The following is an 18,151-nucleotide window of genomic DNA, read 5'->3' as shown; positions in this document are numbered from 1 at the left end:
TATCTATTCATAGCGAATAGATTTGGACGGATTTATCTTCGTTATCAAATAGGAAGGTCCCAATAACATAAGTACGGAAACTAATAATGAACAGATATTAAGCAAAAGAAAGATCCATATATTCCCACCGATAGGAACGGTATCTACATAATAAGTTTCCGGTTCAAGTTTAATCACGTGAAAATAGTTTTGGATAAAACAAATAGCAAAGCCTACAATATTTCCCCATAACATTCCTTTCCCTATCAAGAACACGGAGAAATAAAGAAATATTTTACGAATCATCAGGTTGTTCGCACCAAGAGCTTTCAATACACCAATCATATTCGTACGTTCCAATATGATAATAAGCAAACCCGAAATCATGGTAAAACCCGCCACACCAATCATTAAGATAAGAATTACCCACACATTCAAATCAAGCAAATCGAGCCACGCAAATATCTGTGGATTTAATTGCTGGATGGTTTGTGAATAATAAGTAGACCCGTATTCATCCTGACGCCCGTTTACCTGTGCAGAGATTCTTTCTTCTGTGTCATCCAACTGGTCGTAATCTCCGATTTGAATCTCAATGCCGCTCACTTGTTCCGGTTCCCATTTATTCAGGCGATTCACAGTATAAATATCCCCTAATATAAACAAGTTGTCATATTCGGAAAAGTTCGTCTGATAGATGCCTTTTACCGTAAGACGCCGGGCACGCACATCATCCTGTATATAATAGGTATAGATTTTGTTTCCCAACTTGAGTTGGAGCTTATCGGCCAAAGCCTTGGAGATAACAACATTATTCGTAGCCGAAGAATCCGAAAAAGAAGGGATCTCACCTTCAAGCAAATGGCCACGGAAAAAGCTCAAATCATATTCCGGTCCTACTCCTTTCAATACCATACCCTGAAAATCTTCATCTGTCTTTATGATACCCGGTTTGGTAGAAAAGCGTTGCACGTGTGAGACACCATCTACCGAAGCCAATGCAGACAACAGACTATCGGTCGCCGCAACCGGACGAGTTTCATAAGATTGATTGGAATCAAAGTTGCTGATTTGTATATGAAAACCAAAGCCAATGACTTTTTCACGGACTTCCTGCTTGAAACCGATAACCACTGATACCGAAACAATCATTACCGCCAAACCGATAGCAATTCCCAGCATGGCAATACGTACAGCCGGTTTAGACACCTGCTTACGACTGTCATTACTCAAATAAATCCGTTTAGCGATAAAGAGTTCAAACATAATTTATTCCGTTCTACCCGGATATGCCTCCAATGCTTTCCGAAGCACGAAAAGCGCACGGGTCAAGTCGTCTTTCTTCAATACATACGCAATACGCACTTCATTCTTCCCTGCTCCCGGAGTAGTATAAAAGCCGGAAGCCGGAGCCATGAATACAGTCTGCCCTTCATACTCGAACTCGGACAAGCACCATGCACAAAACTTATCCGAATCGTCAACCGGTAATTTGGCAACGGTGTAGAAAGCTCCCATCGGAATAGGAGAATACACACCCGGAATACGGTTGAGACCATCAATCAGGCATTTACGACGTTCCACATATTCATCATAAGTTTCACGGGAATACTCTTCCGGTGCATCCAGTGAGGCCTCAGCAGCAATCTGACCGATTAACGGAGGGCTCAGGCGTGCCTGACAGAATTTCATAACAGCATCACGCACTTCTTTGTTCTTCGTAATCAAAGCTCCAATACGAATACCGCACTCGGAATAGCGTTTGGATACAGAATCTATCAGAACAACATTCTCTTCGATGCCTTCCAGATGACAGGCAGATATATAAGGTGAACCGGTATAGATAAATTCGCGATACACTTCATCGGAAAAGAGGAACAGATCATACTTCTTCACCAAATCTCGAATCTGATTCATCTCTTTACGGGTATAAAGATAGCCTGTCGGATTATTCGGGTTGCAAATCAAGATACCTTTGGTACGTTCGTTGATCAGTTCTTCGAACTTCTCTACTTTCGGCAATGAGAAGCCTTCTTCTATCGTAGTGGCAATCGTCCGGATTTTAGCTCCGGCAGAAATGGCAAACGCCATATAGTTGGCATAAGCCGGTTCGGGAACAATGATTTCATCACCCGGATTCAGGCAGGAAAGAAAAGCAAACAATACCGCTTCCGAACCTCCTGTCGTAATGATGATGTCATCTGCCGTCAGGTTTATGTCATACTTCTTATAATATCCCGTCAACTTTTCCCTGTAACTTCTATATCCTGCACTCGGACTATATTCAAGTACCGTACGGTCTATATTTCTAATCGCATCCAACGCTGCTTTCGGAGTAGGCAAATCCGGCTGACCGATGTTTAAATGAAACACATGGACTCCTCTTTGCTTTGCAGCTTCAGCCAATGGAGCAAGTTTCCGAATTGGCGATGCGGGCATCTCATTCCCGCGGACGGATATTATTGGCATATATTGGTTTTATTAAAATACATTTTGCAATTGAAGTGCAAAGATATGACTTCGAGTGTAACCAAACAAACAAATGCTTAACAAAATGAACGAATGTTATCTTATCTAATATATTTTATGTCAATTCAAAATTAATATGTAAGTTTGCTTCTGCAACAAAATAAAAAAGAAATGGAGATAAGCCTGATAACTTTTTCATCCGAACTAAATAAACAAGGAGCAGTCGAGAACTCTCATCAGATACTACTGAGTGAAATTGAAAAATATTTCACAGTACACCTGATTCCTTATCAGGAAATAGACAAACTGCACGAAGACGACTTTAAGGTGGTGTTCATCGCCAGTGGAGGGGTTGAAAGAACATTCACCCAGCACTATGAAGAGCTTCCGCATCCCACGATACTACTGACGGACGGGCTTCAAAATTCTTTAGCCGCAGCACTCGAGATAGCCGCATGGATACGAGGTAAAAGTTTAAAATCCCAGATTATTCACGGAGAGACCCAACAAACACTGCTGCAACTGTTTGCTTGTTACAATAATTTCAAGGCGATGAAAGAGATCAGAGAGAAACGTATTGGCGTCATCGGAGGGTCTTCATCATGGTTGGTAGCCAGCAACGTAGATTATCTACTTGCCAAACGCCGTTGGGGAACGGAATACACGGATATACCATTGGAACGGGTTTACCAATATTACAAACAGACGACGGAAGAAGAAATAGGTGAACAGGCATCCGAGTTCGCCGGAAAGGCATTAGCCTGCCGGGAAGGAACACCGCAAGACCTGCTGAAAGCCATGCGACTTTATAAAGCTGTGAAAAGAATATGCGAAGAAGAAAAGCTGGACGCATTTACCCTCAACTGCTTTGCACTGATAGAAAAACTGGGAACAACAGGCTGCCTGGCGCTTTCTCTGCTGAATGACGAAGGTATCTTAGCCGGATGTGAAGGAGACTTACAGGCTATATTTACGCTACTGACTGCAAAAATCATCACGGGACAAACCGGGTTTATGGCCAATCCATCCATTATCAACGAGAAAAACAACGAATTGGTACTGGCTCACTGCACCATCGGAACAAAACTGACCGAACAGTTTATTATCCGCAATCATTTTGAGTCGGAAACAGGCATAGCCATTCAAGGCATCCTACCTACCGGAGATATAACACTGGTTAAATACGGCGGTGAATGTCTGGACGAATATTTCGTATCATCAGGCAGACTGATAGAAAACACCAACTATGTAAACGTATGCCGTACACAAGTACGGGTGCAACTGGATAATCCCGTAGATTACTTCTTCCGCAATCCGATCGGCAATCATCATATCCTGCTTTTCGGAAACCATGAGAAAAAATTACACGACTTCCTGCAAGGCAACTGTTGTAAACGGGTAGAATGATAAACTCTCCCGTACCTTTTAATATATTCCCCCTTATGCGTAAAGAGTTTCACAATATATGGAACTAAAGTTTCACAAAATCTGAAACAAGAGTTCCATATATTGTGAAACTCTTGTTTCGTCCGTGTGGTTATACATTTTTATCAGGAGAAACGATGTAAACATCCCGTCCTCACTAAAAAAATACAAAATAAATGACCGAAAGCGATACGGCAGCAAATGATTTTAAACTATATTTGCGGAATCAAAAGAAGAAACCATTTTTATAAACCTACTAATAAGATACAATTATGGCAATGCATACTTGGTTCGAGTGCAAGATAAGATATGAGAAAGTAATGGAAAACGGAATGAACAAAAAAGTCACTGAACCATACCTTGTGGATGCACTCAGCTTTACAGAAGCGGAAGCACGCATCATCGAGGAGATAAGTCCGTTTATATCCGGAGAATTTACAGTTTCAGACATCAAACGCGCCAATTACAGCGAATTATTTTTCAGTGAAGAAGATGCTGCCGACCGTTGGTTTAAATGCAAAATCCTATTCATTACTTTAGATGAAAAGAGCGGTGCGGAAAAGAAAACATCCACCCAAGTACTCGTTCAAGCCAGTGACCTGCGCGATGCCGTAAAGAAGTTGGATGAAGGGATGAAAGGTACAATGGCGGATTATGTTATCGCATCCGTAGCCGAAACGGCCATCATGGATGTATATCCCTATAGTGCGGAACCAAACGACAAGCCGGAATTCCCGGATGCAGCAAAACAATAAATTGACAAAAACGTTAATAAAGTATGATAAAAGATAATTTACTTAGCGTTTTGTCCGAACTTCCGGAACAGGTACGGCTGGTTGCCGTATCCAAGTTTCACCCCAATGAAGCGATATTAGAAGCATACGAAGCCGGACAACGGATATTCGGAGAAAGTAAAGTACAGGAAATGACGCAGAAATACGAATCACTTCCCAAAGATATAGAATGGCACTTTATCGGGCATTTACAAACAAATAAGATAAAGTACATGGCTCCCTATGTATCAATGATTCACGGTATCGATTCTTACAAATTATTGGCGGAAGTAGATAAACAAGCCGCAAAGGTAAACCGTATCATTCCCTGCCTGCTACAAATTCATATCGCACAGGAAGAAACGAAATTCGGTTTCAGTTTTGACGAATGCAAGGAAATGTTATCTGCCGGAGAATGGAAATCGCTTAAAAACATCCGTATCAGCGGTTTAATGGGAATGGCAACGAACACAGACTCTATCGAACAGATCAACAAAGAGTTTTGCTCGTTAAATAACTATTTCAAAGACTTAAAACAAATATATTTTACCGACAACACCGAGTTCAAAGAACTTTCAATGGGTATGTCCCATGACTACCATCAAGCTATTAAGCAAGGAAGTACCCTCGTCCGTGTCGGCAGCAAAATATTCGGAGAAAGAAACTATTAAAATCAAATGTTATGAACAATTTAAAAACCACTTTTGCCGGACTACAATTAAAGAATCCGATAATTATCAGTAGTTCAGGATTAACCAACAGCGCATCCAAAAACAAAAAACTGGAAGAAGCAGGAGCAGGCGCAATCGTTCTTAAATCATTATTCGAAGAACAAATCATGCTTCAAGTAGAGCAATTGCAAGACCCGACCTCCCAATATCCTGAAGGAGAAGAATATCTAAGCGGTTATGTTCGTTTGCATCACCTTTCTGAATATATAAATCTGATCAAGGAAAGCAAAGCTGTTTGCAATATTCCGATTATCGCCAGCATAAATTGTTATACAAACGCTGAATGGGTAGACTTTGCCCATAAAATAGAATTGGCAGGAGCTGATGCTTTGGAAATAAATATCCTTGCCGTACAAACTGCACCGGAATATAAATACGGAGAGTTTGAGCAACGCCATATTGATATTCTGAGCAGCATAAAAAAACATGTCAATATCCCCGTTATCGTAAAGTTAGGTACAAACCTGACCAATCCGGTATCATTGATCAATCAACTTTATGCTAACGGAGCAGCAGCCGTTGTACTATTCAACCGTTTCTACCAGCCGGACATCAATATCGATAAAATGGAATATATATCAGGAGAAGTATTCAGCACTCCGGCAGACCTCTCAACCACTATACGTTGGATAGGCATTTCATCCGCAGAAATCGATAAGATTGATTATGCGGCATCCGGCGGCATACACAATGGTGAAGCCATTGTTAAAGCAATTCTTGCAGGAGCAACCGCCGTTGAAATATGCAGCACAATATATATGAACGGGAACGCAATCATACAAGATATGCTGGGACGCGTAGAAAGCTGGATGTATCAGAAAGGATTCGAGCATATCGCACAATTCAAAGGTTTGATGAACGCTAAGACTATAAAAGGAGTCAATATGTTTGAGCGTACTCAATTCCTGAAATATTTCGGAACAAAAGAATAAAAAGTAAGTTCAGAGTCAAGAACTCATAGATAAAAGACGCCTATTTATATTAAAAAAACTAATAGGCGTCTATTTTTTTGCCCTTTTGTCTTAAAATATAATTTAAATTACTTAATTTGCATATTCGATTCTAAAATTAAAACATATGAAAAGATTTCTAACAGCATTTACATTATTTCTATGCTTGGGTACCTCTATATTATGGGCTATCCCGGCTAAACGAACTCCAATGACATTTACACAACCTGACGGTACTACTGTTACGGTAGTATTACAAGGTGACGAGCATTTCCATTATTATGCTACAACAGACGGAGTAATGGTAAGCAAAGGAGAAGACGGACATTTTTATTACGCAACTATTAATAATAATGGAATTGTAGAAGCATCATCTATTCTTGCGCATAACAAAGATAATCGTAAAACAATAGATACAAACTTCATTAATCAGTTAAACGATCAGGATATAAGAGAAAAAATTACTTCCAGATTCGCTAAAAGTAATAAAAGAAACAGTCCACTCAAAGTAAAGGAAGTACCGAATAACGGAACCCCTAGAATTCTCGTCTTACTTATACAATATGATGATATTAAGTTTAGTGAGGGAAACCAAACTAAAGCACAATATACAAAAAGGATAAGCCAAAAAGATTATACAGACGGAAGAGATCACGGAAGCGTCAGAGATTATTTCATAGCACAGTCCAGAGGTAAATTTGATCCTCAATTTGATGTAATCGGTCCTGTAACTCTAAGCAACGATAGAGCATACTATGGAGCAAATAACCGCAATGGCGATGATGTACGTCCGGGAGAAATGATTAAAGAAGCATGCGAAATAGCTAAAAATGAAGGATTAATTCCTGATTTTTCTGTATATGATAACGATGGAGACAAAACAGTCGATGTAGTCTATACTATTTATGCAGGAGTGGGAGAAGCATCAAGTAATGAAGCGAATAGTATTTGGCCTCACCAATGGGAGTTATCAAGCGCATTAGGCGGTGCTGTCACTATTGATTCTTCCAAAGGTATAAAAATAGATAAATATGCATGTAATAATGAACTGTATGGTAACGAAATAGATGGTATCGGTACTTTCTGCCATGAATTCAGCCATTGCTTAGGTCTACCAGATTTCTATGATACAGTGGGAAATAACTTTGGAATGAATGCATGGAGCCTTATGGACTATGGTTCATATAATGATGATGGGCACACTCCATGTGGATATACATCTTACGAACGCGAATTTATGGGATGGATGGATATTACAACATTAGACACTCCGGCTTCTATCAAACTGAATGCACTGAATACAGATGACGGACAAGCATACCGGATTGTTAATAGTGCGAATAAAAATGAATATTATCTATTGGAGAACAGGCAACAGACAGGATGGGATTCAGCAATGGCAGGTCATGGTATGCTTGCAATCCATGTAGACTATAATGCAAATGCTTGGAACGGCAATACGGTCAATAATACAACAAGCCATCAACGTATGACAATTCTTCCGGCAGATGGTTCATTGAGTACAAGAAGCTTGGAAGGAGATCCTTATCCCGGTACTGTGAAAACCACTTCTATTCTATCATTTAAAGTATTTACAGGAACACCATTAACTACCCCTATCACGAATATCAAAGAAAACGATGAAATAATTTCTTTTGATTTCATGGAAGGTTCTATTGAGACTCCTATTGCTCAAGCAGCCAGCAATCTTACGACAACAAGTTTTATTGCAAACTGGGAGGCAGTAGAAGATGCAGAGTCTTACACCTTAGTAGTAACAAAAGCTAAACAAGTGATGGAAGGAGAGCTCATTATGGATGAAGATTTCTCCGGATTTGCAACACTTAATAAAGACGCAGAAGTTACTGACTTGGATTTATATACTAAAGAACCCGGATGGGAAGGAGATTACATTTATAGTAGCAATAATGAGAGTAAAAAAGATCAATGCAGAATCGGTACAGCCAAAAATGCAGGATATCTATTAACACCTAATTACGACCTTTCAGGTAATGAAGCGGTAACCGTAGTAATCACTGCTGGAAAATTCAACTCAAAAGATAATACTCCCACATTATTTATCGGACTAGCCAATATGGATGAGGAAGAACTTATTGACGAAGCAGAAACAGAACTAACAGATAAATTAGAAAAGTATTATGCAGTTTTGAATGGCGGTGATGCTACCTCATATATCCAACTGGAAACAGATGGAACAAAACCTCGTGTATATATCGATGACATAACCATCTATTCAGGAGATATAAGTATGCCATTGGATGCACAAAACATCAAACGCCTCGTAACTAAAACTGATAAATCCAAGTTAATCAAAAAGCAAAAAACATCTATTGCTAAAGCAGCTTCTGAAGAAGATATGACATTCACCACATCAGAAACATCTTATCAAGTTACAGGACTAGAAGAGAATGCCACTTATACATACCGTGTCAAGGCAAACAAAGAAAATAAGGAATCTACATTCTCTAATACAATCAAAGTAGATTTGAGTATGGCTACCGGCATCTCATGTGATCCGCTAGAAGTAGCCAAGTTAGTTTATACAAATGATAATGAAATCATCGTTTCTACAGAAGTTGGTAAACTAGTTCAGGTTTATTCCATCGACGGAGTATTGAGAAATAGTATTGTTACAGAAAACGGAGAAAACCATATTACTGCAGCAAATGGAATTTATATTGTTCGAATAGGTAATCAATCCGTCAAAGTAGTAGTTTCGGGCAAATAATCTTTAAATTAACTGATCATAATACTAAGGAAGAAAAAATGCTATTGATGGCATTTTCTCTTCCTTTTTATTTGCAAAGTAAAGGTAAAGGTATATATTTGCACAATCTAAAAACGAATGTGCAAAAACCATGGAACAAAGTTTTATTGCTTACATTGAAGAAAGTATCAAAAATAATTGGGATTTAGATGCATTAACCGATTACAAAGGTGCAACTCTTCAATACAAAGATGTCGCTAGAAAAATTGAAAAAGTTCATATTATCTTTGAAGAAAGTGGAATTAAAAAAGGAGATAAAATAGCTATTTGCGGTCGCAATAGTTCCCATTGGGGAGTTACTTTTCTTGCCATATTAACCTACGGAGCGGTTGCCGTTCCAATCCTTCACGAATTTAAAGCAGACAACGTTCATAATATAGTAAATCACTCGGAAGCCAAATTACTTTTTGTTGGTGATGTGGTTTGGGAAAACCTGAATGAATCAGCAATGCCGTTATTGGAAGGGGTTATTTTAATGAATGACTTCACCTTATTGGTGTCGCGCTCTGAAAAGCTAACTCATGCCCGTGAACACTTGAATGAACTGTTCGGACAGAAATATCCAAAGAATTTCCGCACAGAACACATCAATTACCACAAAGACCAACCGAGAGAACTCGCTGTAATAAACTACACATCGGGAACAACCAGCTATTCCAAAGGAGTAATGCTTCCTTATAGCAGCCTTTGGTCAAATACTAAGTTCGCATTTGAAGTGCTATCCATGAAACCCGGAGATAAATTAGTCTCCATGTTGCCAATGGCACACATGTATGGAATGGCTTTCGAATTCTTGTATGAGTTCTCTGCTGGTTGCCATATATACTTCCTGACACGTATGCCGAGTCCAAAGATTATCTTCCAGGCTTTCGCTGAAATCAAACCCAACCTTATTATATCAGTTCCATTAATCATTGAGAAAATAATCAAGAAGAATGTGTTGCCAAAGTTGGAGACTCCGGCAATGAAACTGTTATTAAAGGTTCCGATTGTCAATGATAAAATCAAATCAACTATACGCGAACAGATTATTAATAGCTTCGGAGGTAACTTTGAAGTAATTATTGTCGGCGGAGCAGCATTCAACCATGATGTAGAGACGTTCCTCAAAATGATAGACTTCCCCTACACCGTAGGTTATGGAATGACTGAATGCGGTCCGATCCTTGCTTACGAAGATTGGAAACGTTTTAAACCGTATTCATGTGGAAAAGCAGCTCCAAGAATGGAAGTTAAAGTTCTGTCCCCCGATCCTCAAAGCATTGTCGGTGAAATAGTATGCAAAGGCCCTAATGTAATGCTAGGCTACTACAAAAATGAAGAAGCTACCGAACAAGTTATTGACAAAGATGGATGGATGCATACCGGAGACCTCGGTATAATAGATGAAGAAGGTAACATTACCATAAAAGGCAGAAGTAAGAATATGCTGCTTGGAGCATCCGGACAGAATATTTACCCTGAAGAGATTGAGGATAAACTTAATAATATGCCTTACGTGGCAGAAAGTATTGTTGTACAGCAGAATGAAAAGCTGGTAGGATTAATATATCCGGACTTTGACGATGCATTTGCTCACGGACTGACTAATGAAGACATAGAACGAACTATGGAAGAAAACCGTGTTGCGTTAAATGGTGAACTTCCGGCTTATTCGCAAATAGCCAAAATAAAGATTTATCCGGAAGAGTTTGAAAAGACTCCTAAAAAGAGCATTAAACGTTTCTTATATCAGGAAGCTAAAGGATAAAATCAAAAACATACATTGTTCGCCTCTATATGACTATTATCATGTAGAGGCGATTGTTTTTGTATACCCCTCTATATTGTTAACTAAACAAAATCTTATTTAACGCGAACCATTAATTACAAATATTGCGGAAGAATTGAGTAAAAATAGCTAATATTGTACTCTCATTGTTAAATAAAGGATCTGTATGAGACTAAATTTTCAAAATATCACTCTAATACTATTCTGTATTACATTAAGTTTACCAGCTTCAGCGCAACCAAAGAAAAAGCGCAAATCTCCGAACGTATCATTAAATATAGGGAAATCTATCAATGATTCTACTAAAACAGCTTATTTTAACCTAGGGCTACTAACAAATATATACCAAGTAAAAGGAGTAGGTATAAATTTGATATCAAGTACAGCAAAGACAAAAGTAAGCGGTGCGCAGATTTCCGGTTTGGCAAATATAGCCGGACAAACGATGAACGGTGTTCAATTGGCAGGTATTACAAACATTAACGGTTACAATACGAATGGAATAGCAACATCCGGATTAATCAACCTTACAGGAAATAACGCTAATGGACTAATATTTACCGGAGGGTTAAACGTTACGGGTAAATCTATGCAAGGATTGGTATTGGGAGGATTAATAAATGTAGCAGGTGAAGATACAAAAGGAATATCAATAACAGGACTGGCAGGGATCTCGGGAAGAGATAAAAAAGGTCTTGCTGTTTCCGGATTAATGAATGTAAATGCCCGTGATTTAAAAGGAGTACAAATTTCCTCCTTATTAAATGTTAGCGGAAATGATGCGATAGGGGCTCAAATCTCTGCATTGGGCAATGTAAGTGTCAACTTAAAAGGCCTACAGATAGCCGGTGTCAGTAACATTGTTGCAGCAGAAATGACCGGTCTGCAAACCTGTGCAGCGGTAAACATCGCAATGAAGATGGATAAGGGAGTACAAATAGCCCCACTAGCCAATATTTGTATGCAAGGAATGGGAGGAGCACAAATCGGTTTGGGAAACTATGCAACGAAAGTGAAAGGAACACAAATAGGCTTACTGAATATCTGTGGTGGAGAAGTAAAAGGGGTACAAATAGGACTCATTAATCATAGTAAAGACACATCTACCATTAAAATCGGTCTCGTTAATGTCAACCCAAAAACTCGGATACAAATGTTAGTATATGGTGGAAATGCAGCAAAGTTTAATGCCGCTGTCCGCTTCCAGAACAAATTGACATATACGATGCTTGGCATGGGAACTCCCTATCTACATCTTGACGACAAATTTTCAGGAGCACTCTTTTACCGCGCCGGACTTCATTGGGAAATCGTAAAGAACCTCCGCCTTAGCGGTGATTTAGGCTATTATCATATTGAGAACTTTGAAAACAAAGACGACAATACTCCGGAACGAATGTATTCACTTCAGGCACGGGTTAACTTGGAATATCATTTTACAAAGAAATTCGGTCTTTTCGCCTCAGGAGGTTACGGAGTTACCCGTTATTATGATAAAAACAAAATGTATGAGAAGAAACCCATCATTGAATTCGGTATTGTGCTGTTCTAATAAAAGACTCAATCTATGAGAAAGATACTATGTTGTTTTATCATCATACTATCCACGGTAATAGAATTGAACGCTCAATTGCCCGCTTCTGCTTATGTATATAATGACAGCACTTATCAAATAAAGAAACATCCATGGCGCGCAGGCTTTGAAACAATCGGTTTGAATGTACTCGTATGGGGATTTGACCGCTTTGCCATGAACGAAGATTTTGCTCGAATAAACTTTAAGACAATAAAAAGAAATTTTAAGACCGGTTTTGTTTGGGATAACGATCAATTTTCCACCAACTTATTTGCACATCCATATCACGGAAGTTTATATTTTAATACAGCAAGAAGCAATGGCCTGAATTTCTGGCAATCGGCACCCTATTCATTTGCAGGTAGTTTAACTTGGGAATTTTTTGCTGAAATAGAACCGCCTGCCATTAATGATTTGATAGCAACCACCATCAGCGGTATTGCATTGGGAGAAGTCACTAACCGTATGTCTTTATTGGTATTGGACGATTCGAAGTACGGATTCAGTCGCGCATGGAGAGAAGTTGTAGGATTCGTAACTTCACCGGTCAGAGGATTTAACCGACTCATTACCGGAGATATATGTGGAAGCATAAAACGACACATTATAAATATCATAACTTCGAAAGGCTTCCCGTTGACTTTTCTATCGGAACAGGAGATCGTTATCTTGCCGATGACAATTTCTTATTTAAAGGGGAACATACTGCTTATATAGAAATGAATTTAAATTATGGAGATGCATTCAGTAAGGAAGAAACAGCTCCATACGATCATTTTATGCTGGACGCATTATTCAACATTACAGGAAACCAACCTATCATCAGCGAAGTAAATCTTATGGCTAAGTTGTGGGGAAAACCTCTTAAAACTACTACCGGAATGGAAATGCTATTCGGAATTTTTCAACATTTCAATTATTTCGATTCGGAAGCCGTAATTGACAATACCAGCAAAATCCCTTTTAAAATATCAGAAGCCGCCAGTTTCGGTCCAGGCATGATCTATAAATTTCCAGTGGTTAACAACTTCGTGAAAGTAGAACAAGGAGTATTCGTAAACGGTATTTTATTGGGTGGAAGTCTCACTGATTATTACAATGTAATCGACCGGAACTATAATATGGGAAGTGGATTCAGTATCAAAAACAGAACTAAGATTGATTTCGGGCGCTATGGTGATTTTATTCTGAATCTGCACCATTTCCACCTTTTCACATGGAAAGGATATGAAGGAAAGGATCTTGAGCACATAGATCCCCTCTACTTAAATGCACAAGGAGACAAAGGAAACACGATGCTTACAGTCATTAATCCAACAATTAAACTTAATATTACAAAACATATAAAAGCGAACGTCGAAGCAAACTACTATTTGAGACAAACTCATTATTCAGCCTATAAAGACATCAGCTATCGCACATTCGAAACCCGCCTTGGCATGAGCTACCATTTTCAATAGCAAAAGAAAAAAGACAACGCTAAAACGTTGCCTCTTAACTTCAAAATCAAACATCTACCTATGAAAACTAAAACTTAACTCTATCGCATCACAAAAGTAAGTTTTATCCTCAAAAGAGAGCTTGACATATATCAAAAAATCAAAGTAAACCGGCACGAACACGACTCAATGTCTCCGGAGTCATTTGTAAGAAAGAAGCAATATGTATTAAAGGAGCCCTTTTTGCCGGCTCAGGAAACAACTTTAAAAACTTCTCATAACGGTCATGAGCCGTTTCAAAACGAAACATATCAGCCTTAACCTGAGATTCAATCAGCGAATGTTCCAACATCTTGCGATAAAGCAATGCCATTTCCGGACTATCGGATACCAGTTGAAAAAAAGCATCATGCGGAATACCCCACACTAATGCCGGTTCTAAAGCCTCCGCCATCAAACGGGTAGGTTCTTGTTTCAAAAAACTTTCAATACAAATAAACAATCTGTTTTCCGAAGAAAAGTGCTCCGTCAAATCCTTACCATTTTTATAATAGAACTGACGTACAATTCCCTTTTCCACATATCCCATGCTTTTACTTACCTGGCCTTCATCAAGAAATAGCTCTCCCCTACCCAATTCTCGCGAATACACAATATCAGCCAACCGAGATGTTATCTCATTATTGAATGATAATGAATATGATTCTATTATCCTTTTTGCGATAGATTTGTTTGTTTCCATGTAAACCACTGTTTTAACATTTGCCAAATATACGACTTTTCCAAACATAAAATAAAAAAGAGACTGAATCTATTTTCGAATCAGTCTCCTTAATCAAATAAATATCTATCTTTTTACTTATCACACAAAAACAAATGCTACCATTCTCCCTTCCCCTTCTCTAAAGGCAGTCCGTCATGAAAATGCATACTCGCATGCGTACCGTCACAGAAAGGTTTATTAGATGATTGTCCGCAACGACATAGAGTAACCCTGTTCCTAATCTCATAACTTTTCCCATCAGCTCCCTCAATACGGATTCCACCTTTTACCCAAATGGGTCCGCTCACTTTTATTCCCGGATCTTCTATAATACCGATGGAAGGATCAAAAGGTGGTTCAAAAACCTTTTGCGTTTCTTTATCCCACAAGACCAATCTGCCAGCCGGACAGTGACCGACTTCATGCCGAACTAGTTTACGTTCCTCCTCACTTTCCGCTGTTTGAACAAGATTCCATATTCTTCCGTAGGCATCACAGAAACGAGCAAAAGCACAATATTTCTCATTATCGGCAAGTATCATGGTCGGCCCTTCAAACTGTTCTGCACCCTCCAACAAAGGATGTTTCGAACTTGTTTCAGCAGAATCCCAATCGGCATGTGTGTGCGAGCCGTCACAAAAAGGTTTATGCTTTGAATAACCACATCTGCATAAATGCACCGGATTCTCAGAATTATCAAAACTTTTACCTTTTTGATACACCCATGAAGAACCTTCTTCATTTGGTAGTATAATCTCCTGATCAATAGGCGGATTTCCATAAATTAAATACGGACCATCTGCAGTAATCTTAATAAAAAACTTTTCGGGTGCCTGCTTGCTACCCTTTTCTACCGGAACTGATTCATTTCTAGTCATAATAATACGAATTAAGGAGAATGTATAAGGATATTCTATCTCATATAATAAACAAACAAATTTAATGAAATGTTCCTAGTTCCAATTTATCATTTCGCAAATTCATATCTTTACCTGAAAAAATATAATTAGACTCACCGATAATTGTCGGGAATAAATGTAAATTGGCTTTCGTATAAAACCATGCATTTATCTATTGGGGGCATCTCCTTATTGGTTTAGGACGCCTGTTGTTCAGCATACGGTCGACTATTGTTTTTTAATCATTCTTATTTTTTAGAAAGCCTGCATATCTTGTTTCAAGCATCAATACCATTAAAGGTTGTCTTCACTAGTAGTATCATTTTTCGTCCCTATGCCTAACCGTATTCCTTTATAGGCATGTTCCAAAAGACGTAGTGCATCAAGGATAAAGACGTAGTGTGTCATACATAAAGATGTAGTGCATTCCCATGCAAAAAGCGCGACAAATTTTCAACGCTCATAAGGGAGATTAATGTCACAAGTTTTCTTTTTTGAGGCTTTTTAAAAGATAAAGTATTGATAATGAGCTCCGCGACAAAAATAAACTAGGGGGTATAAAACATATAAAATATAGAAGCAGTAAAATTAAGATGCAGAACCTCTGTCTATATCTAAAATTTAATTTTCATTTCTTGTAGTGGATACGAGAATCGAACTCGTATTTCATGCGTGAGAGGCATGCGTCCTAACCGTTAGACGAATCCACCAAGCTATTTTTGCGCTGCAAAGATAAGCAAAAATAATAAGGCAACAAGGATGCGAACGTTAAAATGTTACAAATTTAAACAGATAAAGAAAGAAGATAGTTTCAAATACTTCACGAAAGTAAAGTTCCAAAGTATCTTCTTTCTCGTTATCTACAAAGACATATTTAATATACAAGAAAAATCCAATAACCCCATTAAACGTTAGCACCTAACACATCATCCCAAATAAAAGAATCCGGATTATCTTTACTTACAAGTTCCCGCAACACTTTTGCAATAGTAGGTAGTTATGCATTCAATTTACGCCACTAATACAAATTTTATTTCTATCTCCTATTTTATTAATCACATCTTTTTTTGTAACTTCGCACCCGAATGGAGCATAAAGTTCCATGCAATAAATGAAAAAGCAAAATCAAAAGCCGTATTCATATTTTTTTAATGGTGTGCTAACCAAACTATCACTCTTCCATCAATGGGGAAGAGAAAACTCCGATTAAGTATTCTTCATACTTAAAAATCTTTTCGTAGTTCAAATTCATTAAATATTAATAACGTATGAGCAAATTCACTTTGTTCATAATGTCGTTTTACACGTCATTATGCACTACGGGTATATATGCCCAAGAAGTGGTCAGGCAGGTTATGTCTATCAATGACATATTTTCACTTGCCGACCAAAACTCCAAATCATTGCGTCCGTTCGCTACAGGAATAAATGAGGCGAGCAAAGGTGTAAAAGTAGCTAAAAATGCCCGTTTACCGGAAATCGATGTTGCACTGTCATTTAGTTATATAGGAGATGGTTTCATGACAGACCGGGATTTTTCTAATGGCACCAATGCCCCAATGCCCCATTTCGGCAATAACTTCGCGATAGAAGCATCGCAAGTTATTTATACAGGTGGAGCTGTCTCCAATGGGATAGCAATAGCCAAATTACAAGAAGAAAATGCCGTTCTAAGCCTGGAAGATAACCGTAATAAAGTACGCTTTCTCTTAGTTGGATATTATCTGGACCTATTTAAGCAACAAAATATGCTCAAAGTATATGAAAAGAATATAGAGCAAACTAAACAGGTATTAAAAGAACTTCAGGCAAAAGGAAGTGAAGGTATTGTTCTGAAAAACGATATAACGAGATATGAACTCCTTTTATCCAATCTTGAACTTACCCATACACAAATACAAAATACGATAACAATCTTAAATAATCATCTGACCACAACTCTAGGATTGTCCAATAATATAATGCTGACACCTGATACTACTATTTTGTCACGGGTACTACCTATAAATAATGAAGAAAGTTGGATTACAACGACCATTACAAGTTCTCCTACTTTAAGACAAGCATCTTTAGCCGTGCAAATGAGTAAATATCAGGATAAAATAATCAGATCGGAACGGATACCGAAGCTGGCTTTATTCGCCGGAAATAAGTTCGATGGTCCGATTATTATCGAGGTACCACCTATCAATAAGAATTTCAATTACTGGTATGTCGGAGTCGGTTTGAAGTATAATATCTCTTCATTGTACAAAACGAATAAAGCAGTCAGCCGGAGTAAATTCTCCATCCAACGAAATGTCGAACAATACGAAGATACCAAAGAACAAATTGAACTAGCCGTCAAAGCAGATCATATCAAATATCTGGAAACTTATGTAGAACTAAATACACAACAAAAAAGCGTGGAGTTAGCAAATCAAAACTATACAGTTATCCGGGATCGATATAAAAATGATATGGCACTGATTACCGATATGCTTGACGCCAGCAATTCCAAACTGACAGCAGAGGTACAATTAGTCAATGCACAAATCAACATCATCTACAATTATTACAAACTTCTATATATTTCAGGAACATTATAA

14 protein-coding genes and 1 tRNA gene are annotated in these 18,151 nt (G+C 38.3%); 10 read left to right on the top strand and 5 right to left on the bottom strand.

The genetic code is table 11. The features are described from left to right. Positions 1-3 precede the first annotated feature (3 nt). Complete coding sequence (locus DXB63_RS06560; RefSeq protein ID WP_199604173.1) at positions 4-1,248, bottom strand: ABC transporter permease; 1,245 nt, start codon at positions 1,246-1,248, stop codon at positions 4-6. Further along, positions 1,249-2,448 carry a pyridoxal phosphate-dependent aminotransferase gene (locus tag DXB63_RS06555; RefSeq protein WP_122125606.1) on the bottom strand — a complete coding sequence of 400 codons (1,200 nt, stop codon included), beginning with the start codon at positions 2,446-2,448 and terminating at the stop codon, positions 1,249-1,251. A 171-nt stretch (positions 2,449-2,619) separates the two neighbouring features. Here DXB63_RS06555 and DXB63_RS06550 point away from each other — a divergent pair, with 171 nt between their 5' ends. From DXB63_RS06550 to DXB63_RS18205, 9 genes are all read left to right on the top strand, one after another. Then, complete coding sequence (locus DXB63_RS06550) at positions 2,620-3,855, top strand: fucose isomerase (RefSeq protein WP_122125605.1); 1,236 nt, start codon at positions 2,620-2,622, stop codon at positions 3,853-3,855. A 290-nt stretch (positions 3,856-4,145) separates the two neighbouring features. Further along, on the top strand, positions 4,146-4,628 hold the full coding sequence (locus DXB63_RS06545; protein ID WP_122125604.1) for a DUF4494 domain-containing protein: 483 nt from the start codon (positions 4,146-4,148) through the stop codon (positions 4,626-4,628). 23 nt (positions 4,629-4,651) lie between these two features. Then, positions 4,652-5,317, top strand: coding sequence for a YggS family pyridoxal phosphate-dependent enzyme (locus tag DXB63_RS06540; RefSeq protein ID WP_122125603.1), 666 nt, complete (start codon positions 4,652-4,654; stop codon positions 5,315-5,317). Between the two features lie 11 nt (positions 5,318-5,328). Continuing rightward, positions 5,329-6,309 carry a dihydroorotate dehydrogenase-like protein gene (locus DXB63_RS06535; RefSeq protein WP_122125602.1) on the top strand — a complete coding sequence of 327 codons (981 nt, stop codon included), beginning with the start codon at positions 5,329-5,331 and terminating at the stop codon, positions 6,307-6,309. 145 nt (positions 6,310-6,454) lie between these two features. Continuing rightward, entirely contained in the window at positions 6,455-9,076 is a 2,622-nt protein-coding gene (locus DXB63_RS06530; protein ID WP_122125601.1) for a M6 family metalloprotease domain-containing protein, read from the top strand. A gap of 130 nt (positions 9,077-9,206) precedes the next feature. Next, a complete protein-coding gene (locus DXB63_RS06525; RefSeq protein ID WP_122125600.1) occupies positions 9,207-10,865 on the top strand; it encodes an AMP-binding protein in 1,659 nt (552 codons plus the stop codon). Between the two features lie 187 nt (positions 10,866-11,052). Continuing rightward, complete coding sequence (locus tag DXB63_RS06520) at positions 11,053-12,438, top strand: LA_2272 family surface repeat-containing protein (RefSeq protein WP_122125599.1); 1,386 nt, start codon at positions 11,053-11,055, stop codon at positions 12,436-12,438. Positions 12,439-12,453: 15 nt separating this feature from the next. After that, the gene (locus DXB63_RS18210; protein WP_233522813.1) at positions 12,454-13,179 is read left to right on the top strand and encodes a DUF3943 domain-containing protein; all 726 of its coding nucleotides are present in this window, start codon (positions 12,454-12,456) and stop codon (positions 13,177-13,179) included. 2 nt (positions 13,180-13,181) lie between these two features. Beyond that, positions 13,182-13,922, top strand: a complete 741-nt coding sequence (locus tag DXB63_RS18205; protein WP_233522812.1) for a hypothetical protein — start codon at positions 13,182-13,184, stop codon at positions 13,920-13,922. A gap of 139 nt (positions 13,923-14,061) precedes the next feature. Here DXB63_RS18205 and DXB63_RS06510 read toward each other — a convergent pair whose 3' ends face one another. From DXB63_RS06510 to DXB63_RS06500, 3 genes are all read right to left on the bottom strand, one after another. Continuing rightward, positions 14,062-14,643: a Crp/Fnr family transcriptional regulator gene (locus tag DXB63_RS06510; RefSeq protein ID WP_122125728.1), complete on the bottom strand. Its 582-nt coding sequence runs from the start codon at positions 14,641-14,643 to the stop codon at positions 14,062-14,064. Positions 14,644-14,780: 137 nt separating this feature from the next. Further along, the gene (locus DXB63_RS06505) at positions 14,781-15,542 is read right to left on the bottom strand and encodes a CDGSH iron-sulfur domain-containing protein (RefSeq protein ID WP_122125598.1); all 762 of its coding nucleotides are present in this window, start codon (positions 15,540-15,542) and stop codon (positions 14,781-14,783) included. A 659-nt stretch (positions 15,543-16,201) separates the two neighbouring features. Continuing rightward, positions 16,202-16,273: transfer RNA gene (locus tag DXB63_RS06500), tRNA-Glu, on the bottom strand. 558 nt (positions 16,274-16,831) lie between these two features. Here DXB63_RS06500 and DXB63_RS06495 point away from each other — a divergent pair. Then, positions 16,832-18,151 (top strand): TolC family protein, encoded by a 1,320-nt coding sequence (locus DXB63_RS06495; RefSeq protein ID WP_122125597.1) that lies wholly within the window; start codon positions 16,832-16,834, stop codon positions 18,149-18,151.

Source organism: Bacteroides sp. OM05-12, assembly GCF_003438995.1.
Taxonomy (GTDB): Bacteria; Bacteroidota; Bacteroidia; order Bacteroidales; family Bacteroidaceae; genus Bacteroides.
This window is presented reverse-complemented; position numbering and strand designations above follow the sequence as displayed.